21 protein-coding genes and 1 pseudogene are annotated in these 24,201 nt (G+C 47.9%); 21 read left to right on the top strand and 1 reads right to left on the bottom strand.

Features of this window, described 5'->3' with window-relative positions:
* Positions 1-38 precede the first annotated feature (38 nt).
* The 8 genes and pseudogenes from CHH53_RS05510 (at position 39) to araA (ending at position 9,155) form a co-directional block, all read left to right on the top strand.
* Positions 39-1,376: a PTS sugar transporter subunit IIC gene (locus CHH53_RS05510; protein WP_233134874.1), complete on the top strand. Its 1,338-nt coding sequence runs from the start codon at positions 39-41 to the stop codon at positions 1,374-1,376.
* A gap of 56 nt (positions 1,377-1,432) precedes the next feature.
* Entirely contained in the window at positions 1,433-2,866 is a 1,434-nt protein-coding gene (locus tag CHH53_RS05505) for a glycoside hydrolase family 1 protein (RefSeq protein ID WP_233134873.1), read from the top strand.
* 14 nt (positions 2,867-2,880) lie between these two features.
* Positions 2,881-3,207: a PTS sugar transporter subunit IIB gene (locus CHH53_RS05500; RefSeq protein WP_095215117.1), complete on the top strand. Its 327-nt coding sequence runs from the start codon at positions 2,881-2,883 to the stop codon at positions 3,205-3,207.
* Positions 3,208-3,219: 12 nt separating this feature from the next.
* Positions 3,220-3,552, top strand: coding sequence for a PTS sugar transporter subunit IIA (locus CHH53_RS05495; protein ID WP_233134870.1), 333 nt, complete (start codon positions 3,220-3,222; stop codon positions 3,550-3,552).
* A gap of 145 nt (positions 3,553-3,697) precedes the next feature.
* Positions 3,698-5,119 carry an amidohydrolase gene (locus tag CHH53_RS05490; RefSeq protein ID WP_095215116.1) on the top strand — a complete coding sequence of 474 codons (1,422 nt, stop codon included), beginning with the start codon at positions 3,698-3,700 and terminating at the stop codon, positions 5,117-5,119.
* Positions 5,120-5,265: 146 nt separating this feature from the next.
* Positions 5,266-5,964 (top strand): annotated as a pseudogene (araD, locus tag CHH53_RS05485) (L-ribulose-5-phosphate 4-epimerase).
* An 11-nt stretch (positions 5,965-5,975) separates the two neighbouring features.
* Positions 5,976-7,667 (top strand): ribulokinase, encoded by a 1,692-nt coding sequence (locus CHH53_RS05480; protein WP_095215115.1) that lies wholly within the window; start codon positions 5,976-5,978, stop codon positions 7,665-7,667.
* Between the two features lie 15 nt (positions 7,668-7,682).
* On the top strand, positions 7,683-9,155 hold the full coding sequence (gene araA, locus CHH53_RS05475; protein ID WP_095215114.1) for an L-arabinose isomerase: 1,473 nt from the start codon (positions 7,683-7,685) through the stop codon (positions 9,153-9,155).
* 87 nt (positions 9,156-9,242) lie between these two features.
* Here araA and CHH53_RS05470 read toward each other — a convergent pair whose 3' ends face one another.
* Positions 9,243-9,932 (bottom strand): YjjG family noncanonical pyrimidine nucleotidase, encoded by a 690-nt coding sequence (locus tag CHH53_RS05470; RefSeq protein WP_095215113.1) that lies wholly within the window; start codon positions 9,930-9,932, stop codon positions 9,243-9,245.
* Between the two features lie 231 nt (positions 9,933-10,163).
* On the opposite strand from CHH53_RS05470, the gene CHH53_RS05465 reads away from it, so the two are divergent.
* The 13 genes from CHH53_RS05465 (at position 10,164) to CHH53_RS05405 (ending at position 24,079) form a co-directional block, all read left to right on the top strand.
* A complete protein-coding gene (locus CHH53_RS05465; protein WP_095215112.1) occupies positions 10,164-11,294 on the top strand; it encodes a GntR family transcriptional regulator in 1,131 nt (376 codons plus the stop codon).
* Between the two features lie 300 nt (positions 11,295-11,594).
* Positions 11,595-12,938, top strand: a complete 1,344-nt coding sequence (locus CHH53_RS05460; protein WP_095215111.1) for an ABC transporter substrate-binding protein — start codon at positions 11,595-11,597, stop codon at positions 12,936-12,938.
* Between the two features lie 235 nt (positions 12,939-13,173).
* Complete coding sequence (gene arfA / locus CHH53_RS05455) at positions 13,174-14,694, top strand: arabinosylfuranosidase ArfA (RefSeq protein ID WP_095215110.1); 1,521 nt, start codon at positions 13,174-13,176, stop codon at positions 14,692-14,694.
* A gap of 20 nt (positions 14,695-14,714) precedes the next feature.
* Positions 14,715-15,653, top strand: coding sequence for a carbohydrate ABC transporter permease (locus CHH53_RS05450; protein ID WP_095215109.1), 939 nt, complete (start codon positions 14,715-14,717; stop codon positions 15,651-15,653).
* Positions 15,653-16,492, top strand: a complete 840-nt coding sequence (locus tag CHH53_RS05445; RefSeq protein ID WP_095215108.1) for a carbohydrate ABC transporter permease — start codon at positions 15,653-15,655, stop codon at positions 16,490-16,492. Before CHH53_RS05450 ends, CHH53_RS05445 begins: the two co-directional genes overlap by 1 nt.
* 32 nt (positions 16,493-16,524) lie before the next feature.
* Positions 16,525-17,148, top strand: coding sequence for a YesL family protein (locus CHH53_RS05440; RefSeq protein WP_095215107.1), 624 nt, complete (start codon positions 16,525-16,527; stop codon positions 17,146-17,148).
* 29 nt (positions 17,149-17,177) lie between these two features.
* Positions 17,178-18,668: an alpha-N-arabinofuranosidase gene (locus tag CHH53_RS05435; protein ID WP_095215106.1), complete on the top strand. Its 1,491-nt coding sequence runs from the start codon at positions 17,178-17,180 to the stop codon at positions 18,666-18,668.
* Positions 18,668-19,882: a sn-glycerol-1-phosphate dehydrogenase gene (locus tag CHH53_RS05430; RefSeq protein ID WP_095215105.1), complete on the top strand. Its 1,215-nt coding sequence runs from the start codon at positions 18,668-18,670 to the stop codon at positions 19,880-19,882. The genes CHH53_RS05435 and CHH53_RS05430 overlap by 1 nt, the downstream gene beginning before the upstream one ends.
* The gene (locus CHH53_RS05425; RefSeq protein WP_095215104.1) at positions 19,879-20,136 is read left to right on the top strand and encodes a DUF6171 family protein; all 258 of its coding nucleotides are present in this window, start codon (positions 19,879-19,881) and stop codon (positions 20,134-20,136) included. Before CHH53_RS05430 ends, CHH53_RS05425 begins: the two co-directional genes overlap by 4 nt.
* Before the next feature lie 22 nt (positions 20,137-20,158).
* Positions 20,159-20,944 carry an HAD-IIA family hydrolase gene (locus CHH53_RS05420; protein WP_158221491.1) on the top strand — a complete coding sequence of 262 codons (786 nt, stop codon included), beginning with the start codon at positions 20,159-20,161 and terminating at the stop codon, positions 20,942-20,944.
* A gap of 18 nt (positions 20,945-20,962) precedes the next feature.
* Positions 20,963-22,108: a family 43 glycosylhydrolase gene (locus CHH53_RS05415; protein WP_095215103.1), complete on the top strand. Its 1,146-nt coding sequence runs from the start codon at positions 20,963-20,965 to the stop codon at positions 22,106-22,108.
* A 207-nt stretch (positions 22,109-22,315) separates the two neighbouring features.
* Positions 22,316-23,497 carry a YhgE/Pip domain-containing protein gene (locus CHH53_RS05410; protein WP_095215102.1) on the top strand — a complete coding sequence of 394 codons (1,182 nt, stop codon included), beginning with the start codon at positions 22,316-22,318 and terminating at the stop codon, positions 23,495-23,497.
* A 42-nt stretch (positions 23,498-23,539) separates the two neighbouring features.
* A complete protein-coding gene (locus CHH53_RS05405; protein ID WP_095215101.1) occupies positions 23,540-24,079 on the top strand; it encodes a PadR family transcriptional regulator in 540 nt (179 codons plus the stop codon).
* Positions 24,080-24,201 lie beyond the last annotated feature (122 nt).

Raw genomic sequence — 24,201 nt, 5'->3', positions numbered from 1 at the left:
TATAATAGACTCTGGTATAAGCGAAGGGGGAGAGTCAGATGGGCAAGAAAATGGATAAATTCACAGGTGCCTTGGAAAGTGTAGCTTATACCATATCCAATCAGAAACATATCAAGGCAATTAAGCAATCATTCGTAACCTTGATGCCGGTCATCATCGTAGGAGCATTTGCAGTCCTGGTCGAGAATATGATCCTGGACCCGGAAACAGGTTTGGCAGCATTCGGTATGTTTTCATTCCTAGCTGAGCTGCAGGGGATCATGAGCGCGATAAATTATGCGACATTGAACTTCATCACCATTGCAGCAGTGGTGCTGATCGGGATTGAACTTGGCCGTATCAACGGGCTCAAGTCGCTGTTCCCGGGTTTGATGGCCTTGATATCGTATATCTCTGTTATCCCGACCACGGTATTCCTGGAGGTGGATGGTTCCTTGCAGGAAGTGGCCAATGTATTGGCAAGGGAGTTTTCGGACCCGAAAAGTCTATTCCTTGGAATGATCATCGCACTCGTATCAGTAGAGTTGTTCACGTGGTTTTCTAAAATGGATAAACTTACTATAAAAATGCCGGAAAGTGTTCCTTCGAATGTAACGACATCATTTGCTTCTTTATTTCCATCGATCATCACGGTGACGATCATTGCCAGCTTCGGGTTCGCATTCCATCGTACAACTGGAATATATTTACATGAAGCGGTGTATAATGTGATTCAGCGTCCTCTGGAATCGGCCATTCAAGGTTTGCCGGGTATCTTACTTTTAATGTTCGTTGCTCAATTTTTCTGGGTCATCGGTATCCATGGAAACCAGATGATCAAGCCTATCCGCGAGCCGCTTTTACTAGGGTCAATCACCGTCAATATGAACGCGTACGCAGCTGGTGAAGAGATTCCGAATATTATCACGATGCCTTTTTGGGATGTGTACATGAACATCGGAGGATCCGGTGTCACAATCGGGCTTTTGGCAGCGATATTCATTGCGGGGAAAAAGCAGGAGATGCGCAGCATCGCAAAGCTATCAGCAGGACCAGGTGTATTCAATATCAATGAACCGGTCATTTTTGGTGTACCGGTCATGCTGAATCCGATTTTAGCAATTCCATTCATCATCACGCCGCTTATCACGGGAACGATTGGATATATCGCAACTGTTATCGGATTTGCAGACAAGGCTGTTGTCATGGTTCCATGGACAACACCGCCTATTATCAATGCATGGTTGTCCACAGGAGGAAGCTGGGGAGCTGTCATCACACAATTGATATGTATTGCCGCTGCCATTCTGATTTACTTGCCTTTCATTTTCATTGCCAACCGTACACGAAGATTAGACGAAGGTTCCACGGATGAAACTGGTACGAAGGTAGTGTAGTAAGTTATACGAACATCTATCAGACAGCTTACAGTATGAAAAGGAGAGGTAATTGGATGACACAGCAGATGCAAATACCAGACCACTTTATATTGGGTGCAGCAGCATCAGCCTGGCAGACGGAGGGATGGAGCGGAAAGAAAGAAGGCCAGGATAGCTACTTGGATGTATGGTACAAACAAAACCGGCATGTTTGGCATAATGGCTATGGCCCTGCTGTAGCGACGGATTTTTATAATCGTTATCGGGAAGATATCGGGTATATGAAGGAAATCGGACTGACACATTATCGTACTTCCATCAATTGGTCCCGGTTTCTTGTCGATTATGAGGAAGGGATAGTTGATGAAAGGTATGCGGCTTATGTGGAAAGCATGATTGACGAGCTACGGAACCAAGGAATCAAACCAATGATCTGCCTGGAGCATTATGAAGTCCCGGCTTACTTATTGGATAAATATGACGGATGGAGTTCCTATGAAGTGGTGAACCTGTTTGTCCTGTACGCACAGCGTGCACTGGAACGATTTGGAGGGAAGGTGGATTTGTGGTTCACCTTCAACGAGCCGATCGTCCCTCAAACACGGGTTTACTTGGATGCCATTCGCTACCCTTATGAACAAAACACCAAGAAGTGGATGCAGTGGAATTATCACAAGGCTTTAGCTTCAGCAAAAGTCGTTGCATTATTTCGTTCTTTGCCAATCAATGAACGGGATGACAGCAGAATCGGAATCATCCTGAATCCAGAAGTAACCTATCCGAGAAGTTCGGCATCACATGATAAGCAAGCGGCAGAAATCTATGATCTTTTTTATAATCGTGTATTCTTGGATCCTAGTTTGAAAGGAACATATCCGGAGGAATTAGTGCAGCTGCTGAAGAAGCATAATATCATGTTTGAAGCAGAAGACGCGGACTTAGCTGTGATCAAGCAGCATACGGTGGACATAGTCGGGTTGAATTTGTATTACCCCCATCGGGTGAAGACACCGGCATATCAGTGGCGTGAGGAAACACCCTTCCACCCGTCCTATTATTATGACAAGTTCGTTTTGCCGGGACGCGAAATGAACCCTTACCGAGGATGGGAGATTTATCCGTCTATTATTTACGATATGGGGATACGAATCAAAGAAGAATATGGAAACGTCCCGTGGTTTATTGCTGAAAACGGGATGGGAGTAGAAAATGAGCAGCGCTTTCGAGGATACGACGGCAGAATAGAGGATGACTACCGAATTGCATTCATTCGTGACCATCTGGAAGAGGCGCTTCGTGTCACCAAGGACGGATCGAATTGCCATGGATATATGCTTTGGGCATTTACAGACAATGTATCTCCGATGAATGCGTTTAAAAACAGATATGGCTTGGTCGAGATAGATTTGGAGAAAAATCGACAGCGCAGGCTTAAGAAATCAGCATACTGGTATCAGCAAGTCATTCAGTCGAGGTCGTTGAACATTATAGAAGAGGAATACAAATAATAGGAGGAAATAGCATGAAGCGAATTCTATTGGCTTGCTCAGCAGGTATGTCAACATCGATGGTTGTGTCCAAAATGAAAAAAGCGGCGGAAGCATTAGAAGACGAATACTATATTTATGCCATACCGGAAGGAGCAATAGAGGAAGAATTACTAGCTCATCATGAAGAAGTGGTTGTCATCATGCTAGGTCCTCAGGTTCGATTTGCAAAGCGAGCAACAGAAAAGCGGGCAAAGCCATATGGAATCCCTGTCGATGTAATGGATGTAAGGCTGTATGGCACCGCTGATGGGGAAAAATTATTGGAAAAAGCGCTGCAGCTGGCAAGTCAGCGACAATAGGGAGGTGCTCCGGTGAAAGAGACGTTAGAAGAAATGCAGCAGGCAGCTTTCCAGATCATAGCGCATGCTGGAGACGCTCGAAGTCATTACGTAGAGGCCATGCGCTTGGCAAGGGAAAGAGATTTCGAGGGAGCGAAATCTGCAATGGCATCAGGAGATAAAGCATATAACCAGATTCATAAAGTGCATGTTTCCTTTATCCAGAGAGAAGCTACAGGAGAACTGCTGCCATTTTCGCTCCTTCTTGCACATGCGGAGGATCAGATGCTATCGAGTGAAACAATCAAGATAATGGCAAGTGAGTTTTTGGCGTTGTGTAGTGAACTGCTTCCTGTTTCAAAGTAAAGCGATGAAGCAGCAGAGCCCCCATCAATAAATTGAGTTAGGCTCAGGCATCAGTCTGAGCCCTTTCGTATTGATACCGTATTCGTAATTTTCAGACCATTAATGCTATAATAAGAGTGAACTCTACTATCGGGAGGAAACTAATTTGCAAACAAGCCAGAATGTCTACGAAAGAATATCGGAAATCCTGGAAGGTAAAAGCAGCAAACTGATTTCTGTCAGTGACCGTATATGGGACTTTGCGGAAACGAGATACGAAGAGATTCAATCTGCTGAAATACAGGCAGTTACTTTGGAAGCGGAAGGTTTTGAGGTGCAGCGGCAAGCAGGAGGCATCGGGACGGCATTTGTGGGTGGCTTCGGAAGCGGATATCCGGTCATTGCATTCCTGGGGGAGTACGATGCATTGTCTGGTTTGAGCCAGCAGGCAGGCACCGCAGCAAAGGATCCGATTGCGGAAGGAGGAAACGGACATGGCTGCGGGCATAATCTGCTGGGAACTGGTGCAATGGGAGCGGCTATTGCGGTGAAGGAGCTGCTGGAGGAGACTGGGTTGCAGGGAACAGTGCGGTATTATGGGTGTCCAGCAGAAGAAGGGGGAGGCGGAAAAGCCTTCATGGCCCGAGCCGGCCTGTTTGACGATGTGGATATAGCGCTGACATGGCATCCTTGGGACGAAAACCGGGTCTACCATGCAAGGATGCTTGCGACATGTCAGGTGTATTTCCGTTTTGCTGGTACAAGCAGTCATGCCGCCTTCAGCCCGCACCTCGGCAGAAGCGCACTGGATGCGGTCGAGCTGATGAACATCGGAGCTAATTTCCTGCGGGAGCATATCATCCCGGAGGGGCAGCTGCATTATGCGATAACTGACGCTGGCGGTATGAGCCCGAATGTCGTCCAGCCGAATGCAGAGGTTCTTTATAAGATCCGTGCCCCGAAAATCAGTCAGGTCGAAGCGATCCTGGAGCGGGTGAAAGATATTGCCAAAGGGGCAGCCCTGATGACAGGTACCGAATTGAAGATCCAATTCGATGCTTCGTCAGCTGACTTGATCCCGAATGCGACATTAGGAAAGCTGATACAAAAGCATCTGGAAGCGACCGAAGCACCCAGCTATACGGAAGAGGAATACACGTTTGCCAAAGAGGTGCAGCAAACATTCAGTACAGAAGAAAAAGCAATGATAGAGAAAAATGATAATAAGGTTATTGCGCAAGGTGTTCTGGATTTCCCGGCAGAACCAGGCTTCTTTAAAGGATCCACAGACGTCGGCGATGTCAGCTGGCTTGTCCCTGTTGGGCAAATCTATGTCACAACCTGCGCATTTGCTACGCCATTCCATAGCTGGCAGCTTGTCACCCAAGGAAAATCATCGATTGCTCATAAAGGCATGCTGTTCACCAGCAAAGTACTGGCTGCAGCCGCCATGGAATTATTGGATAAGCCCGAGATGCTCGAAGGAATAAAAGCGGAACACGAGGCTAATCTTGGCGGAGAAACGTATAGGTCATTGATCCCGGCTGATACGAAGCCAGCACCGATTAAAAGAAAAAAATCACACTAAGAAGACATTTCCATGGAAGTGTCTTCTTTTTATGCTGAATCATGAACTTGTACGTTTATGTTGATGGAAATTGATTGAATGTACGTACGAATTAATGTATTATCACAATAAGCAATTAAATATACGTACAAGAAGAGGTGAGCCTGATGCTGGAGGAATTGAAAGAACAGGTGCTGCAAGCGAATCTGGATCTTCCAAAATACCAGCTTGTGACTTTTACGCGAGAAATGTAAGCGGTATCAAAAAAGGGTGCCGGATTGGTGGTGATCAAGCCTGGCGGAGTGGCGTATGAGAATCTGACGGTAAAGGATATGGTGGTTGTCAACTTGGATGGGGAAGTGGTGGAAGGTGACTTGAAGCCATCATCAGACACAGCTACACATTTGTTGTTATATAAACATTTTGAGGAAATTGGAGGGATTGTCCACACGCATTCCACTTGGGCCACAGCCTTTGCACAAGCAGGTAAAGGAGTACCTGCGCTCGGAACGACTCATGCGGACTACTTCTATGGAACCATCCCCTGCACCCGCCCGATGACCGGACAAGAGATTCAACGGGACTATGAGCTGGAGACAGGAAATGTCATCGTTGAGACCTTTAGGGAAAAAGGACTGGATCCGAACCAAGTACCGAGTGTGCTCGTCCACAAGCACGCGCCATTCAACTGGGGTAAGACACCGGCCGAAGCGGTACATAACACTGTTGTGCTGGAAGAAGTAGCGAAAATGGCGCATCTTTCCTATCAGCTGGATCAGCATGTGGAGGATATGGATCAGCAGCTGTTGGATAAGCATTATTTGCGAAAACACGGGTCGGATGCATACTACGGCCAGACGACTTAGGAGGGGATTCCATGGGGAAGGATAAATTTGCGATTGGAATTGATTATGGAACAAAGTCCGGCAGAGCGGTGCTCGTCCGGCTGCGAGATGGGATGGAAATGGCTGAGCATGTGACGGAATACCAGCATGGTGTCATGGACGTGAAGCTGCCGCATTTGGATAAGGCGTTGGGATATGAGTGGGCGCTGCAGCATCCGATGGATTATCTTGATGTGCTGCGTCGATCCGTTCCGGCAGTCATCCAGGCAGCCAAGGAAGATCCAGCTGATGTCATTGGCTTGGGCATCGATTTTACTGCTTGTACCATTTTACCGGTGGATGTGAATCTGGAACCATTGTGCTTTGATAAAGCTTTCCGTGATAACCCGCACAGCTGGGTGAAGCTCTGGAAACATCATGCTGCCCAGGAGGAAGCGAATAGGCTGAATGAAATTGCCGGAGAGCGGGGGGAGGCCTTCCTTGCTCGCTATGGCGGGAAAATTTCTTCGGAATGGATGGTTCCGAAAATTTGGCAGATTGTAAATGAAGCACCGGAAATCTATGAAGCTGCTGATCAGTTCATTGAAGCGACCGACTGGGTGATATCCCAATTGACAGGCGAACTGAAAAGAAATAGCTGTACGGCTGGATATAAAGCGATTTGGCATAAGCAGGATGGCTATCCATCAGCCGACTTCTTTGCCAGCCTGCATCCTGCCATGCGGGATTTGACTGACACGAAACTGCGGGGGGATGTCTATCCGCTTGGTACGAAGGCTGGTGAACTGCAGGATGACTTTGCGGCTGCCATGAATCTGTCTCCAGGTATTGCAATCGCAGTGGGGAATGTCGATGCCCATGCGGCGGTTCCGGCAATGGGGGTTGTAACGCCTGGCAAGATGGTGATGGCAATGGGGACATCCATTTGCCATATGCTGCTCGGGACAGAAGAGCGGACAGTCGAAGGCATGTGCGGAGTGGTCGAGGATGGCATCATTGAAGGCTACTACGGCTATGAAGCGGGGCAATCTGCCGTTGGGGATATTTTTGGCTGGTTCGTGGAGGAGCAGGTTCCGGCTTATGTTCATCGTCAAGCAGAAGCGGCCGGCAAGAATATTCATCAATGGCTGGAAGAGAGAGCGAGCGCTTATCGGCCTGGAGAGACTGGTTTATTGGCGCTTGACTGGATGAACGGCAACCGTTCGGTACTGGTCGATACGGAATTGAGCGGATTGGTGCTTGGGCTGACGCTGGCGACTAAGCCGGAAGAAGTGTACCGTGCATTGCTGGAAGCCACAGCGTTCGGCACGAGGAAAATTGTCGATGCTTTCCATAAAAGCGGAGTTGCGGTGGAGGAGCTTTATGCATGCGGGGGTCTGCCGCAGAAGAATAAATTGCTTTTGCAGATTTTTGCAGACGTGACGAACCGCCCGATCTACATTTCGGATTCGGTACAAACACCGGCTGTGGGCGCGGCGATGTTCGGTGCTGTAGCAGCTGGAGCAGAAGCAGGCGGATATGACAGCATCCTTGAAGCTGCCGATAGGATGGCCAGGGTGAAGAAAGATGTCATTCAGCCGATACCGGAAAATGTGGAGATCTATGATTTGCTTTATCAGGAATACAACAAGCTGCATGACTATTTCGGCCGGGGGGATAACGACGTAATGAAGCGTCTGAAAGCAATCCGTTCACAGTCTGAAAGAAAATTGACACTACAGTAATAAGGGGGAGCTAGCATGCTGCAAGTAAAGCCATATGTGTTTTGGTTCGTGACAGGAAGTCAGCATTTATACGGGGAAGAGACACTCGATCAGGTGAAAGGGAACTCTGAGGATCTCATCCATAAGCTGAATGCGCAAGGAACGCTGCCATTTCCGATCATCTTCAAGGAGGTGCTCACCAATGCAAGCGATATCCAGCGGGTCAGCCTGGAGGCGAATGCAGATCCGGAATGTGCCGGTTTGATCACTTGGATGCATACATTCTCTCCTGCAAAGATGTGGATAGGCGGTTTGAAGGCGCTTCAGAAACCGCTTTTGCATCTGCATACGCAATACAACCGTGATGTACCGTGGGATTCGATCGATATGGACTTTATGAACCTCAACCAGGCTGCCCATGGCGATCGCGAGTTTGGTTTCATGGGAACCCGTCTCAATAAAGCGAGAAAGGTGATTGTCGGGTATTGGGGCAGCCGGGATGTGCAAAAGCGTATGGCGGACTGGATGACGACGGCTGTCGGCTTCAACGAAAGTCAGCAGATCAAGGTAGCTCGTTTTGGAGATAATATGCGCACGGTAGCCGTAACGGACGGCGACAAGGTCGAAGCACAGATCAAATTTGGCTGGACTGTCGATTATTATGGGATAGGTGATCTGGCAGCGGAGATGAAAGAGGTATCGGATGCTGATGTCGAGGAGCTCATGGAAGCTTACAAAGAAGCCTATGATCTGCCGGCAGAAAAAGATAAGCTCGCTTCTATCCGGGAACAAGCCCGGATAGAAGCGTCATTGAAACGGTTCTTGGATCGCGGCGGCTACCAGGCGTTCAGCACGAACTTCGAAGATTTGCATGGGATGAAGCAGCTGCCCGGCCTTGCCGTCCAGCATTTGATGGCACAGGGCTATGGATTTGCCGGAGAAGGGGATTGGCGAACGGCGGCACTCGTGCGTTTGCTGAAAGCAATGGCGAACAATGAAAAGACCTCCTTCATGGAGGACTATACGTACCATTTGGAAGAGGGCAATGAACTGATATTGGGATCCCATATGCTGGAGGTTTGCCCCACAGTTGCCGCTGATCGTCCATCCATCCAAGTGCATCCGCTCGGGATCGGCGGTAAGGAAGACCCGGCGCGGATTGTATTCGATGGTATTGCAGGGGAGGCAATCAATGTTTCCATCATCGAGCTTGGCGGCCGTTTCCGTATGGTCATCAATAAAGTGGATGCAGTCGAAGCGGAAAAAGACACACCGAATTTACCGGTTGCCAAGATACTGTGGAAGCCGCAGCCATCCTTGAGCGAAGCAACGGAAGCTTGGATTTATGCTGGCGGCGCCCACCATACCGCTCTTACATTTGCGCTCACGGCAGAGCAGCTCGAAGACTTTGCCGAGATGGTCGGTATTGAATGTGTGACAATCGATAATGCTACAAGCCTGAAGCAGTTCCGGAAAGAACTGGAGTGGAATAAGGCGGTGTGGAAATAAGCAATATCGTCAGTCATCTTTAAAGTTGAAAACCATAAAAAAGGGGCCTAAAAAGCCCCTTTTCTTCTGTCTGACGATCGGGAGCAGCTATTTCAACATCTCCAGCAATTCCTCCAACTTAGTGATTTCATAGTCCGGGGTAAGCGGCAGATGATTCGGCAGTCTTCCAGGATTGAACCAGCATGTGTCCATCCCCGCCATATTTCCGCCTTGGATATCAGCTACCAGGGAGTCGCCGATGATCAAGGATTCCCCAGGTTCTATACCTGGAACCCGTTCGAATACGTAATCAAAGAAACCTGCCATCGGTTTTTGGTAGCCTGTATCTTCTGAAACAAAAACAGACTGGAAGTATGGCAGCAGCCCGGTAGCCTCAAGGCGGCGGAATTGCGTGTCGGAAACGCCGTTGGTCACAATATACAGCGGATAGTGCTTGGATAGTTTTTCAAGGACCTCGGCGGCGCCGGCAATCATATGTCTTCCCCGAGCCAGAAGTTCTCGATAGGCAGCGTCCAGATCGGCTCCGTCTACTTGTCGGTCATACAGTGCGAAAAACTCTGTGAATCTGGAACTGACGACGGTATCCCGGTCGATTTCCCCTTTTTCAAATGAACTCCATAATCGTTGGTTGATGGTGCGGTATGCAGTCATGGCAGCTTCATCTGTAGGCAGGCCGTGCTGCTGGAATAGAAGCGGAAGGGCTTCTTGTTCCGTTTTTGTAAAGTCGAGGATGGTATTATCTACGTCGAAAAATAGTGCATCGTATTGTTTCTTCATGTCGTCTTCCTCCAGATGTATTTTGCTGAATTATGTCTTGGCTGTGCGTACAAGGCTGTATATACGAGCTATTCGTTTCCGTTACTGATCGTATCATATCTGCAGCAGCGGAAAAAAGCACTGTGGATTTCACTCCGGGAATACATATAATATCGAACAACATAGTGCGCCATTCCCGTCACTTGTGATATGCTAACTTATACGAACATGTCAAGGAAGCTGGTGTTAGTTATGCAGACAAAATATGGAATCGTGAAGCAAGCAATCAAGTCTAAAATCCTCGATGGCTCCTATGAGCCGCATGCAAAAATCCCGTCCGAGAGTGAAATGATGAAGCAATTCGAGGTAAGCCGTCATACAGTGCGGCTGGCCATCGGCGAATTGGTTACAGAAGGCTGGCTGTACCGGGAACAAGGAGCGGGTACATTCTGTGCCGACCGGTCAAAGCAGCAGCTGCAGCAGAACGGAATGCAGAATAAGAATATCGCCATTGTGACGACGTATATCTCCGATTACATTTTTCCGTCCATCATTCGCGGAGCTGAAGCTTATTTGAGTGATCATGGCTACAATGTCAGTCTGTTCAATACGAATAATGATCATAAGAAAGAAAGGGAATATTTGGAGCGGATCATCACTACTGGCTTCGATGGGGCAATCATAGAGCCGACAAAAAGCGCATCGGCGAATCCGAATATCAACTACTACCTGAATCTCGAACGTCTGCAAATTCCGTATATCATGATCAATGCGTACTACGATGCATTGGAGCCGTTTCGTGTACTGGTTGACGATGAGCGCGGTGCTTTCCTTCAGACGGAGCATCTTATCAAGCAAGGTCATCGGGATATCATCGGTTTTTTCAAAACGGATGATATGCAGGGAACGCTTCGGATGAAGGGATATTTGAAGGCGCATCGTGAATATAAGGTGCCGATCAATCCCAATCATATTGTGACCTACAGTACAGAAGAAAAGCTTGTGAAGCCGATGGAAGAACTGGAGGCCTTATTGAACCAGACAGATGCCAAGCCGACCGGATTGGTATGCTATAACGATGAACTGGCTATCAAGCTTATCAATGTACTCCGGGAACGCAACATGAAGATCCCGCAGGATATGTCCATCGTCGGCTTTGATGATTCCTTCCTGACCGAATTATCCGAAGTGAAGCTGACGTCTGTCGAACATCCAAAAGCAGAGCTTGGCCGTGCGGCTGGCAAACTGATTCTGGATTTAATCGAGAGCGGTCACGGCAAGGGTTCGGAGGCTGCGATCGAGAGCATTGTATTCCCGACGAAACTGGTGGAAAGACAGTCCACGCAAGCTATAGGGGAAGAGACATTGGCAAAAATAAAGTAAAGGGAATGGAGCTGAAGGAAGGCAGCTCCATTTTCGTGACTTATTAAACAAGTTTTCGTTATTTTTTCTTTTTGACAAATGTTGTTCGTATAAGTTATTTATCTATCGACATAAAACTTATTGACTGATCAGGGGCAGGATGATACGATGTACATAGTTCGAACCGTATAGGCCGATGAAAAATGTATGCGCTATCATGAAGATCGTTCCCAGTCAGCCGATTACGGAAAGGGAGGTATGACCTCTTTAGAAAACGCTTTCAGAGATGTCTTTGAATTCAAAAATGAGGGGGTAGCTATGATGAAGAAGGTTTTGAAGACACTTATGATCGGTTTGATGATCATCGTGTTGGCAGCTTGCAGTAAAGGCGGCAGTGGTGGCGGAGGCAGTGAAGCGGATGAAACGACAGTAGTAGGCGAAGATCTTGAGAACGCAACGGAATTGACTTATTGGACATTCGTTGGTCAGCATATGGATTTGTTCAAGGAGGCAGCAGAACGCTGGAATGAAGAATTCCCGGATCGGCCGATTAAGCTTGTTGCAGAAACGTATCCATTTGACCAAATGCATAATAATCTATTGCTGAGTTTGCAGTCTGGCAAGGGAGCGCCGGATATTGCGGATATCGAGCTGAGTAAATTCCCTAACTTTCTGCAGGGTGAGCCTCAATTGGAACCAATGAATGAATATGTGGAGCCGGTATTGGCCGATTCCGTCGAGGCCAGGTTCGATCTGTATACCAAGGATGGAAACTATTATGGCATTCCGACGCATGTAGGTGCGACTGTCATGTATTATAATACCGAAATCATGGAACAGGCGGGTGTCGATATCGATTCCATCGAAACTTGGGATGATTTCGTGGAAGCTGGTAAACAAGTGACGGAGAAAACGGATGCAGTCATGTGGAATGTTGGCACCTCTGACTTTCTCATGGATTTATGGCCGATGGTTTCCCAGCAGGACTCCGATTTCTTCGACGCAGAAGGAAATCTGACATTGGATAACGAAACGAACATCAAGACACTCCAGTTTTTGTATGATGCGATTTATACCGAGAAAATTGCTGAGCTGACCCCTGGTGGAAATAACCAATCAGAGGATTTCTATAAGTATTACACAGAGGGCAAATCTGCTGCCATCTTGGCACCGCTATGGTACATGGGACGTTTCCTTGACAACATGCCTGAAATGGAAGGCAAGATAGCTATCAAGCCGCTTCCTGCATGGGAAGAAGGAGGGAAACGCTCCGCTGGCATGGGCGGCACAGGGACAGTCGTGACCAATCAGGCAAAAGATAAGGATTTGGCAAAGGAATTCCTTGCATATGCCAAGCTTTCGGAAGAGGGCAGCATCAATTTGTGGAAGGTTCTTGGATTCGACCCGCCTCGCTGGGATGTGTGGGAAAGCGAAGCGGTCCGCGAAGATAATAAATACTATCAATTCTTTGGCGATGGCATCTTCGATATGCTGCTGGAAGTGAAGGATGAGATCAATACACTGAATATCACAGAGAATACGCCGGATGTCTCCACCGAGTATAATACGATTATTGCGGATTCCGTATTGAGGCAGAAAAACAAGTCTCCTGAAGAAGCTATGAAAGAAGCTGCCGATAAGATTGAAAGTACGATGCAGCAATAGGCGGGATGAAACGAGGGCAGCGTAGCAACCGCTGCTCTTTTTTAAATTTTTCTTCTATTGCAAAAAACGCTTGTTTTTATATCGATATCTGACTATACTAAACATATAAACTTATACGTACATATTTTGATTGCTCGAAACATCGCTCTAAATATGTTCGTACATGATGCGATGCAGGTGGTCTTCTTTTTTTCTCTCGATTTGTAAGCGTTATCAATAAAAGGAGTGGGGATACATGGCAGATGAATTGCAAGCAGCTATGGTACTGGACAAAAATTATCAAATCAGTGAAGTTGATCGGCGGATTTATGGTTCTTTCATCGAACATTTAGGCAGGGCTGTTTATGGCGGCATGTATGAACCAGGTCATCCTGAGGCGGATGAGCAAGGGTTCCGGAAAGATGTCATCGACTTGGTAAAGGAGCTTCAGGTGCCGATTGTCCGTTATCCGGGCGGTAATATGGTTTCTGCTTACAACTGGGAAGATGGTGTCGGACCGAAGGAAAAGCGTCCAAAACGGCTGGAGCTTGCTTGGCGCACGATTGAGCCGAATGAGATCGGGACAAATGAATTCGTCGACTGGGCCAAAAAAGTGGGTGCGGATGTCATGATGGCGGTGAACCTTGGTACAAGAGGAATCGATGCTGCCCGTAATTTGATCGAATATACCAATCATCCGGGCGGGACGTACTGGAGTGATTTGCGCAGGGAGCATGGTTATGAACAGCCGCATCATATCAAGACCTGGTGTTTAGGCAATGAAATGGATGGACCATGGCAGGTAGGGCAAAAGACAGCAGCCGAATACGGCAAAATCGCTAAGGAAACAGGGAAAGCGATGAAGCTTGTCGATCCGGATATCGAACTGGTTGCCTGCGGCAGCTCGAACACCGATATGCCGACTTTCCCGGAGTATGAAGCGACAACATTGGATATCGCCTATGATGAGGTGGATTATATTTCACTTCACCAATATTACGGCAACAGCTCCAATGATCCAGCCAACTACTTGGCGAAGAACATGGATATGGACCATTTCATCAAGACCGTGATTTCGACCTGTGATTATATCAAGGCAAAGCATCGCAGCAAGAAAACGATCAACTTGAGCTTCGACGAATGGAATGTCTGGTACCATTCCAGGGAGCAGGATGAAAAATTGGATCCGTGGACAGTCGCACCTCCGCAGCTGGAAGATGTCTATAACTTCGAAGATGCCCTGCTGGTGGGAAGCATGCTCATCACTTTGCTCCGTCATGCTGATCGTGTGAAGATGGCGTGCATGGCTCAGCTGGTGAATGTCATTGCACCGATCATGACGGAAAACAATGGCCGATCTTGGAAGCAGACAATCTATTACCCTTATCTGCATGCCTCCGTTTATGGCAGAGGTGTCAGCCTTCAGCCGATCCTTTCTTCTCCAAAGTATGACAGCAAGGACTTCACGGATGTACCTTACATCGACAGCGCTGCTGTTTATGACGAGCAGGGACAGGAGCTTACGATTTTCTTGGTGAATAAGCATCTGGAAGAAGCGATTCCGCTTGAGGTGGATGTGCGCAGCTTCGAGGATTATGAAATCCTGGAGCATATCGTGCTGGAGCATCATGATTTGAAGGCTGCAAATACGAAGGATATGGCACGTGTCACCCCGCATAAAAACGGGGAATCGGGCTTGGAAGACGGCAGGCTGAAAATAAAGCTGAATAAGACTTCCTGGAACGTCGTCCGGCTGCGTAAAGCCAAATCAAACTAAAGCTAAAAGGGGGGATTTAGATGAATACTGTCACACCAGCGGCACCGGTAAAGGCACGCAAGAAACAGAATAAGCTCGTCCGGTTCCTGAATTCCAAGAAGGTTGTACCTTTTGTTTTCATATCGCCATTTGTCCTGTCACTGCTCCTATTCACTGTCTATCCGGCTATCCAGGGAGTCATCATGAGTTTTCAGAGCGTGCTCCCGGGCCAAGTGGAATTCATCGGGATGAGCAACTATGAACGTGTTTTCAACCCGACATTTTACCGAGCTGTCTCCAATACGACCGCGTATGTGATCCTGACCGTATTGATCCTGACCATCATTCCGATGGTGCTTGCGGTAATCCTGAATTCGAAGCATGTGAGATTCCGGACGCTTTTCCGGGCATCGCTCTTCATCCCGGCACTTACCTCCACAATTGTCGGGGGGATGATTTTCCGTTTCATGTTCAGTGAACAGGAAGGGGCAGTCGCTAACCAGCTCATTGGGTTGTTCGGCTCCGAACCGATCAAATGGATGTTCACTCCTTGGGCGGCCATCGGGCTCATGGTCTTGCTCGCCTGCTGGCGCTGGATCGGCGTAAACATTCTCTATTTCCTGGCTGCTTTGCAGAACGTGCCGGATGAGATGTATGAAGCAGCTGAAATTGATGGTGCCACAAGATGGCAGCGCTTCCGTTTCATCACGATGCCGATGCTGAAGCCCATCATCATCTTTGTCAGTACGATTACGATCATCAACGGCTTCCGCATGTTTGAAGAAAGCTATGTGTTCTGGGCTGTGGGATCCCCAGGCAATATCGGCCTGTCGATCGCGGCTTATATTTACCAGCAGGGTATCCAGCAAAATGATATGGGCTTCGGTGCTGCTCTTGGTGTCGTATTGATGCTCATCATCTTTGTGATCAGCATCATCTATTTGATAGCCACTGGTACATTCAAGAAAGGGGATAGGTGATGAAAAAGTCTAATAACAGATTACTCGGGGTGATTGCCACTGTGGTCATGGCCATTGTCAGCTTGATAGCGCTTTTCCCGATCATAAGCATGGTGCTTTCTTCTTTCATCCCTTCCTCCTCGCTGATGAGGAACGGCATATCATTCAGTTTTCCGTGGGATGAATTGACGCTGAGCAACTACACATACATTTTCACGCAATCTCCTGAATATTGGACTTGGTATGGAAATAGCCTTTGGATTTCAGCGCTGATGATCGTCCTGTCTTTGTTCTTTTCTTCCATGGTCGGTTATGCGCTGGCGATGTATGACTTCAAAGGAAGCAATATTTTCTTCGTGGCAGTTTTGTTCATTTTGATGGTGCCATTCGAGATCCTGATGCTTCCGCTATTCCGTCTCATGATGGATATGATGCTGATCGATACGTATCTTGGCGTCATTTTGCCGGGTGTCGTTGCCCCGGTTGCGGTGTTCTTCTTCCGGCAGTATGCGCTTGGTCTGCCGAAGGAGCTGATGGATGCAGCCCGGATGGATGGATCGACGGAGTATGGGATTTTCTTCAAGATCATGCTGCCGCTGATGGGACCATCCCTGGCAGCGATGGCTATCTTGCAAGGGCTTGGCAGCTGGAATAACTTCCTGTGGCCGCTGCTGGTGCTGCGATCGAATGATATGTTCACCCTGCCGCTCGGCTTGGCTACGCTGTTGACGCCATACGGGAATAACTACGACATTCTGATCGCGGGGTCTGTCATGACGATAATTCCTATTGTCATTCTGTTTATTTTCTTCCAGCGTTATTTCATTTCCGGATTGACTGTCGGCGGGGTCAAAGGCTGAATCTGGCATTTGGATAGAAAGGGGTAAGGACCATGCTGAATAAAGCGATGAAAAATCTCGATAAATCTCTTTTGTGGATCACCCGATTTGCACACTTGAATGCACTATTCCTGTTATACACACTGTTAGGCCTGATTGTGGCAGGTGCAGCCCCGGCAACGGTTGCTGCTTTACAGGTATCCCGCCGGCTCTTGAATGGAGAGGAAGTGAAGCTGCACCGCACTTTCCGCCAAGCGTACAAACAGGAATTCTGGTCAGCGAATAAGCTTGGGTGGCTGCTTTTGGGAACAGGTTTCATCCTATATACCAACTATTTGCTTATCAGGCAGGCAGATGGACAGTTATTCTTCCTGGTGCCTTTCCTTTTCTACGTGCTCATTTTCTGCTATATGACAGTTGTGTTTTGGAGTTTCCCGCTGCTGGCGCATTATAAAGCAGGTACATTTCAGATTGTCAGGAATGCATTCATCATTGGACTGACGAGATTCCATATGACACTGTCGATCGCGGTACTCCTGTTTGCGCTTTTGTACCATAGCATCGGCTTGCCGGTGCTGCTTTTGTTCTTCTGTTTCAGTGTCAGCGCGTTCGGCTGGATGTGGCTGAGCATGAAGGTGTTCAGGACGATGAAGCAGCAGGAACGATTAGCTAGCTAACCCATTTCTGATAGATTGGAGCGATAACCATGTCGACAAAACTGATCATCCAAGCAGATGTCACGGAAGGGAAAATAAATAAGAATATATATGGCCATTTCGCCGAGCATCTGGGCAGAGGCATTTATGAAGGGATCTGGGTCGGGGAAGATTCCCCGATCCCGAATACAAAGGGAATCCGCAATGATGTACTGGAAGCTCTCCAAAAGCTTCATATCCCTGTCTTGCGCTGGCCAGGGGGCTGTTTTGCCGATGAATATCATTGGAAGGATGGCGTTGGGCCACGCGAACAGCGTAAGCGGATGGTGAATACCCATTGGGGCGGAGTGGTGGAGAATAACCACTTCGGCACACATGAATTCTTCACGCTTTGTGAGCTGCTTGGAGCCGAACCATATATTTGCGGGAATGTCGGCAGCGGGACTGTCCAGGAAATGTCCGAGTGGGTCGAGTACATGACATTCGACGGGGAGTCACCAATGACAGCTTGGCGCCGGGAAAACGGGAGAGAAGAGCCATGGAAGCTCAAGTATTTCGGCGTCGGCAATGAAAACTGGGGCTGCGGCGGTAATATGCGTCCGGAATATTATGCGGATCTGTACCGCCGCTACCAGACATATGTCCGTAATTATGGCGATAACCAGCTGTATAAGATTGCTGGCGGGGCCAATATCGATGATTATAAGTGGACGGATACGCTGATGAAGGAAGCAGCTGCATTGATGGATGGATTGAGCCTGCATTATTATACGATCCCAGGTGATTTCTGGCTTGGTAAAGGATCTGCCACTGATTTTACCGAAGACGAATGGCATTTGACGCTCAAGCGTGCGCTGTTCATAGAGGAGCTGATTGAAAAGCACGGTACCATCATGGATAAATATGATCCCGGGAAACGAGTCGGATTGATCATTGATGAGTGGGGAACCTGGTTCGACCCGGAACCTGGCACCAATCCAGGCTTCCTGTACCAGCAGAACACCATCCGTGATGCATTGGTTGCCGGTGCCTCACTCAATATTTTCAACAACCATAGCGATCGGGTCCAGATGGCGAATATCGCACAAACGGTGAACGTCCTGCAGGCGATGATCCTGACGGAGGGGCAGGAGATGATCAAGACACCGACTTATCATGTGTTTGACTTATATCAGGTCCATCAGGATGCAGAGAGGTTATCTTTCCATTTGGAAACGGATGAAATAAAACATGGCGAGCTTGCGTATCCCTCTGTCACCGCATCGGTATCGAAAGGGCCGGATGGCAATATTCATATCAGCTTCTGTAACCTGAGTCATACAAATGAGGCAGCGGTAAATACGGAGCTGCGGGGTGCAGCATTAGGATCGGTAAGCGGTAAAATCCTTACAGCTGACAAAAAAGACGCCTTGAATACATTTGAACAGCCTGATGCTGTCAAGGCAGTGCCATTTACGAATTTCACGGAGAAAGATGGCGGACTTCATGTTGCATTGCCGCCGATGAGTGTAACGGTATTGACGATCGAGGAGGGTGCCTGATGCAATTATCAGCCGATATGCTGACATTGGCAGAGGAATTCGGGATAAGCCCGGACACGTTTCCAAAACTGGAGGTGGAAGCAGGAGCTCTGACATCCGTCGGTTCTTATCTGAAGGATAAAGGCTGGGATAAAGCTGTCCTTATAATGGATGCCCAGACGAAAGCAGCCGCGGGTGATCGGCTGGCTGCACTGCTCGAGGCAGAAAGCGTACATGTCCATGTCATCGAGCTTCTCGCAAATCAGCATGGGCAAGTGAATGCTGATGAAGCTTCGCTTATCCAAGTTCTTGTAGAAACACCGATGGATACGGATGTGCTGCTGGCAGTAGGTGCTGGAACGATTCATGATATCACTCGATTCTGCAGCCTGAAGCTGTCTGTGCCTTTCGTGGCGGTGCCGACAGCGGCATCGGTCGATGGCTTCACCTCCAAAGGTGCGCCATTGATTTTACGGGGAGTGAAGCAGACGATCCAGACCGCCGCCCCGGTGGCAGTATTTGCCGACTTGGATGTGTTATGTGCTGCTCCCAGGCCGCTTACTGCTGCCGGCTTTGGAGACATACTGGGTAAATTCACTTCATTGCTTGATTGGGAGATATCCGCAAGCGTCGGAGGGGAACCATATAATGCCTTGGCTGCCAGGATGACGCGGCATTCTCTTGATACCTGTGTCGATCATATTGAGGAAATAGCCAAAGCGGATGAAGCAGGCATACGGATCCTGATGGAGTCTTTGATCGAGTCTGGTCTCGTCATGCAGATACTGGATTTTTCCCGCCCAGCCTCCGGAGCAGAACATCATTTGTCGCATTATTGGGAAACGCATTTGCTCAAAACGGATAAACGTCAGCTTCTGCATGGAGCCAAAGTCGGGGTTGCTTGTGCCATTATCACGGAATTGTACAAAAGCTGGGCTGAACAATTCGATGTTTCGGAAGCAGAGGGGGAAACAGGAGCGGGATTGCGGCACAACTGGGAAGATATCCGTTTGAAGATTGCGGCACTGCCGACAGCTGAAGTCCTGCGATATTATCTGTACCAAGTCGGGGCACCAGCTTCGAGTCAGGAGATCGGGATAGATGATGAACTTGTGCAAGATAGCTTGAATGAAGCTTACCATCTCCGTGATCGATGCACCGGGCTGTTCCTCATCAACCAATTCAAGAAAGAGCAGATCAGCTACCCGCTGCAGGATCGGATTGGCAGCCGATGACATGCCAGGCATGCCCGCAAAGAAAAATGTATTCCGCAGAGGAAGCAGCGGCACTTGCGGCAGAACAATTGGCATTGGAACCCGTGCTGGCCGAAGAAGCGATCGTGACCGCCCGTTTAGCGGTCTGCTCGGATTGTCCATCCCTTACATCGATGCATACATGTGCGCACTGCGGCTGTTTTGTCCTTTTCCGGGCCTCCCTACCGGATAAACGCTGCCCAGCTCCTGACGGGGATCGCTGGCAGCAGGTATAATCTAAGAAAGGAGGCGAACGGAATGACTTTTTATCAAGGAATGGATAGCATTCTATTTGATTTGGACGGTACGGTATGGAAGGATTTCACACTGATCGATGGAGCTGCCGAGACCATCCATGCCCTGCAGGAAGCAGGTAAAAGAGTGGTCGGGCTCAGCAACCGCGGCACACATTCGCGCCGGCAGATAGCTGCATATTTTCAGGAACATGGCATCCAGTGGGAGAAGGAAGATATCATCCTATCCTCATTTCTCGCAGCTGATTACCTGCAGACGCATTACCCGAAGCTGCCTGTGTGGGTTCTTGGAGAAGAAGGGCTGCGCGAAGAATTGGCGGAGGCGGATCTGACGCTTGCGGCAAAGCCCGAGGAAGCTGATTGGCTTGTCATATCCTTGCATACTGGTGTGACGTATCATGATTTGAATCAGGCTTTCCGTGCTGTCATCCATGGTGCCAGGATCCTTGCTACCAACCAGGATCCCGTCTTCCCGGGAAAGGACGGTCTGCAGCTGGATGTAGGCGGCTTGATCGGCGCCATCGAAGCGTCGACAGGCAAGAAGACGGATATCATTGTCGGTAAGCCATCGCACTTCATGTATCAGAAGGTCATGCAGCAAGCAGGCAGTGAGCCGGAAAAGACGCTGATCGTGGGGGACAGCCTGACTTCCGACATAGCGATGGGCGCCATGTTCGGCTTGAAAACAGCATTGGTGCTTACCGGCAATACAACAAGAGAGCAGGCGGAGATTTCGAGTATCAAACCGGATCTGATCCTGCCATCCATCAAGGAGCTTCCATTCACTTAAGAATACGGAGGAGATAGGATGAATATAACGACGGCTGAACCGATTGAAATTCATATGAAACAAGGAGAGAATATGGAACTGCCACAGACGGTCGACGTGCAAATGGACGGAGGAGTGCAAGGAACTTTTCGAGTCACTTGGCCGGAACTGCCGGATACGAGTAAGGCAGGAACATATGAGGTGGAAGGTACGATCGAATTGGAGGAATTCCCGGAGCCGTTCATTGAGCAGCGGGCCGATCCATATATCTTGAAGGCGGAGGATGGATTCTATTATTTCACCGGTTCTTATCCGAAGTATGACAGAATCGTCCTTCGACGGTCCAAAACCCTGGAAGGACTGCGCGGGGCGGAGGAACATACAATTTGGCAGGCGCATGCATCCGGGATAATGTCGGAGCATATTTGGGCGCCGGAGCTGCATCACATCGACGGAAAATGGTACATACATTTTGCAGCGGGAGATAAAGATGATGTCTGGGCAATACGTCCATATGTACTGGAATGCACAGGCGATCCGCTGACAGATGAGTGGACCGAAAAGGGAGCAATCAATACGGATTTCCAAAGCTTTTCTTTGGACGCCACAACTTTTGCACATCAAGGCAAGCGATTCCTGGTCTGGGCCCAGAAAACGGAGAACGATACAATTTCCAATCTTTATATCGCCGAAATGAAAAATCCTTGGACACTAAAAGGTGAACAAGTGCTGCTGGCAAAACCGGAACATGACTGGGAAAGAGCGGGATTCGACGTGAATGAAGGCCCGGCGTTCCTGCATCGCCACGGCAAAGTATTCCTGACATTCTCCGCAAGTGCAACGGATGACCGCTATGCGATGGGTCTTTTATATGCAGATAAAGATGCCGATTTGCTCGATCCGGCCTCTTGGACGAAGCTGCGTGACCCTGTATTGACAAGCTCGGAGAATACGGGCTTGTACGGACCGGGACATAATAGCTTCACCGTGACAGAGGAAGGCATCGATCTGCTTGTCTATCACGCCAGATCATATAAGGAGATTGAAGGCAACCCCTTATATGATCATAACCGTCATGCCCGCATCCAGCCTTTCTTCTGGAAGGATGGAATGCCCTATTTCGGTGAACCGGGATTCAAGCCGGAGATTACAAGCAAATGGAAAGCTACCCTTATCATTGAATGACAGCAAGCCCTTATACATTTTGTATAAGGGTATTTTTGTGTCCAATTTGTGAATCGGAAAAAACGTTTTCATTTTTTTAAAAGAAGGAATCATGATTGACTTTGCTGATGAACTTACATAGAATAGTAATCATTCTAATAAAAGTACTTTAATTTGAGTACTTTAAATAAACTAATTGAATGGATGAATAGAAGGAAGGATACAAATATGAAATTTAGCCAGTTCTTAAAAAATAAAGGTGCTATTGCAGCTATTTTCATGGGAATCCTATATGCAATTTTCATGCTCGGGATTTTCCTGCCAGGTTATTCGGCAATTCCAGGCAATGTAGACCAATTAAAGGTCGCCATCATCAATGATGACGGCGGGGAGGTTGGTTCGGCCATTGCAGACCAGCTATCGGAAAATCTGCCTTTCCAAGATATCGAAACAGATTTGACGAATAAGGAAGCGTTAAAAGATTTGGAGAAAAACGACTTAGCCTTGGTCGTACACATCCCTGAGAATTTCTCGGAGAATGTACAAAGCGGAGAGACATCCTCCAGTATCGATTTTACGATCAACGAAGCTGGGGCAACCACAGTTTCTTCCACAATGAGCCAAGTCGTCGGACAGATCAATGATCAATTGAGTGCACAATTCTCCAAGCAGACTGCTGAGGGTGTATTGATGAACTTCCATGTACCGGAGAATCAAGCTGCTGCTTTGAGTGATAAAATCGAAACTGCATATCAAGGAAACATCGTGACGATCAACGAAATGCCGGATGGTATGAATAACAACATGCTGCCTATGTTCTTGACAATGGCTGGTTATGTCGGTGCGATGATTGGTGCGATGCAATTAGTAGGGGCATTTAAAGAAAGTAAAGGAAAAGCAAGCAGAACGCGTCTATTCCTATATGTTCAACTGACAGCATTGATGATTGCGGTATTGGGCGGATTGGTTGCGACGGGAATCGTCTATTTGGTGAATGATCCAGGCGGCGATGTATACTTCGGTATGCTGGGGCAGCAAATCTTGAACTATATGGTATGCTTCAACTTCACAGCAATCTTCATCTTCTTGCTTGGTCAAGGCGGTATGCTGTTGAACTTGCCAGTATTGCTGACGCAGACATTGGCGAATGGTGCCACTATCTCCCGTGATATGATGTATGCTCCATATGAATGGATGAGTCATATTTCACCTATGTACTATTCTGTTCAAGCTTACTTTGCCAACCTATTCGGAAGCACAAGTCCAAGTCCATTCATCTGGTCGATGGCTGCAGTGGGAGCAGCAGCGATGCTCATCAATATCATCATCGTTGCTTTCCTGCACAAAACAAAAGCCGATGAAGGCACCAATGCCGATGAAGGGACAGAAGTTATTAAAGCGACAGTTTAAATTTGATATAATAAGATCATTCTGCTTGAGGGAGCAAAGAGAATGTCCATTCAAATTTTCATACTCAGCAAATTAATGGAGGATAATACGTATCCTTACAAATTGAAAAAGCAGCTATCAGAGCCTATCCCCTTAGATAAGCTTGGCGGATTGACAGAAAGCAAACTTTACTATCATTTTGATTCGTTAGCAAAGCAAGGATTGATCGAGGCGGTTGAAATCATCAAAGAAGAACATCGTCCCGATAAGCAAGTATTCCAGATTACAGCCAAGGGGCGCCAAGAGCTGCCGAAAAAGATTTATAAGGTCATGAAAAATGCAGAGAAGATAAGTGACATGGTTGTTTGCTTGGCTAATATCAAATATGTCGATCGGGATAAAGTTGTAAGTATCCTGGAAGATAAGCTGGAAAAGATTACAGAGCGCTGGGAGGAAGTCCAAGCATACGATAAGCTTGTCCAAAGGGATGAAGATAAAGAACAGTTCATCGACTTTGTCAGCGGCTATGTAACGACAAGAACTGAACATACCATTCATTGGATGAAAGAATTGATCAAGCGAGTGAAACAAGGGGATTTTTAAATATTGTTTGGAATGCACCGCAGAAAGCCTATGGCTTTTGCGGTGCATTTTTTTGGGATGATAATGTTCAGCCGATACAAAACATATTAAATATAAAAACCGAACATTTACGGATTTTTATT

The sequence above is a fragment of the Terribacillus sp. 7520-G genome (assembly GCF_002271665.1).
GTDB lineage: Bacteria > Bacillota > Bacilli > Bacillales > Amphibacillaceae > Terribacillus.
The sequence above is the reverse complement of the archived record's forward strand: the minus strand, read 5'-3'. Positions and strand labels throughout refer to the sequence as shown.

What these genes read in the sequence shown, in the direction of transcription:
- CHH53_RS05510 (WP_233134874.1), top strand. Translation starts at nt 39, where the DNA reads ATGGGCAAGAAAATGGATAAATTCACAGGTGCCTTGGAAAGTGTAGCT.
- CHH53_RS05505 (WP_233134873.1), top strand. Translation starts at nt 1,433, where the DNA reads ATGACACAGCAGATGCAAATACCAGACCACTTTATATTGGGTGCAGCA.
- CHH53_RS05500 (WP_095215117.1), top strand. Translation starts at nt 2,881, where the DNA reads ATGAAGCGAATTCTATTGGCTTGCTCAGCAGGTATGTCAACATCGATG.
- CHH53_RS05480 (WP_095215115.1), top strand. Translation starts at nt 5,976, where the DNA reads ATGGGGAAGGATAAATTTGCGATTGGAATTGATTATGGAACAAAGTCC.
- araA (WP_095215114.1), top strand. Translation starts at nt 7,683, where the DNA reads ATGCTGCAAGTAAAGCCATATGTGTTTTGGTTCGTGACAGGAAGTCAG.
- CHH53_RS05470 (WP_095215113.1), bottom strand. Translation starts at nt 9,932, where the DNA reads ATGAAGAAACAATACGATGCACTATTTTTCGACGTAGATAATACCATC.
- CHH53_RS05465 (WP_095215112.1), top strand. Translation starts at nt 10,164, where the DNA reads ATGCAGACAAAATATGGAATCGTGAAGCAAGCAATCAAGTCTAAAATC.
- CHH53_RS05460 (WP_095215111.1), top strand. Translation starts at nt 11,595, where the DNA reads ATGAAGAAGGTTTTGAAGACACTTATGATCGGTTTGATGATCATCGTG.
- arfA (WP_095215110.1), top strand. Translation starts at nt 13,174, where the DNA reads ATGGCAGATGAATTGCAAGCAGCTATGGTACTGGACAAAAATTATCAA.
- CHH53_RS05450 (WP_095215109.1), top strand. Translation starts at nt 14,715, where the DNA reads ATGAATACTGTCACACCAGCGGCACCGGTAAAGGCACGCAAGAAACAG.
- CHH53_RS05445 (WP_095215108.1), top strand. Translation starts at nt 15,653, where the DNA reads ATGAAAAAGTCTAATAACAGATTACTCGGGGTGATTGCCACTGTGGTC.
- CHH53_RS05440 (WP_095215107.1), top strand. Translation starts at nt 16,525, where the DNA reads ATGCTGAATAAAGCGATGAAAAATCTCGATAAATCTCTTTTGTGGATC.
- CHH53_RS05435 (WP_095215106.1), top strand. Translation starts at nt 17,178, where the DNA reads ATGTCGACAAAACTGATCATCCAAGCAGATGTCACGGAAGGGAAAATA.
- CHH53_RS05430 (WP_095215105.1), top strand. Translation starts at nt 18,668, where the DNA reads ATGCAATTATCAGCCGATATGCTGACATTGGCAGAGGAATTCGGGATA.
- CHH53_RS05425 (WP_095215104.1), top strand. Translation starts at nt 19,879, where the DNA reads ATGACATGCCAGGCATGCCCGCAAAGAAAAATGTATTCCGCAGAGGAA.
- CHH53_RS05420 (WP_158221491.1), top strand. Translation starts at nt 20,159, where the DNA reads ATGACTTTTTATCAAGGAATGGATAGCATTCTATTTGATTTGGACGGT.
- CHH53_RS05415 (WP_095215103.1), top strand. Translation starts at nt 20,963, where the DNA reads ATGAATATAACGACGGCTGAACCGATTGAAATTCATATGAAACAAGGA.
- CHH53_RS05410 (WP_095215102.1), top strand. Translation starts at nt 22,316, where the DNA reads ATGAAATTTAGCCAGTTCTTAAAAAATAAAGGTGCTATTGCAGCTATT.
- CHH53_RS05405 (WP_095215101.1), top strand. Translation starts at nt 23,540, where the DNA reads ATGTCCATTCAAATTTTCATACTCAGCAAATTAATGGAGGATAATACG.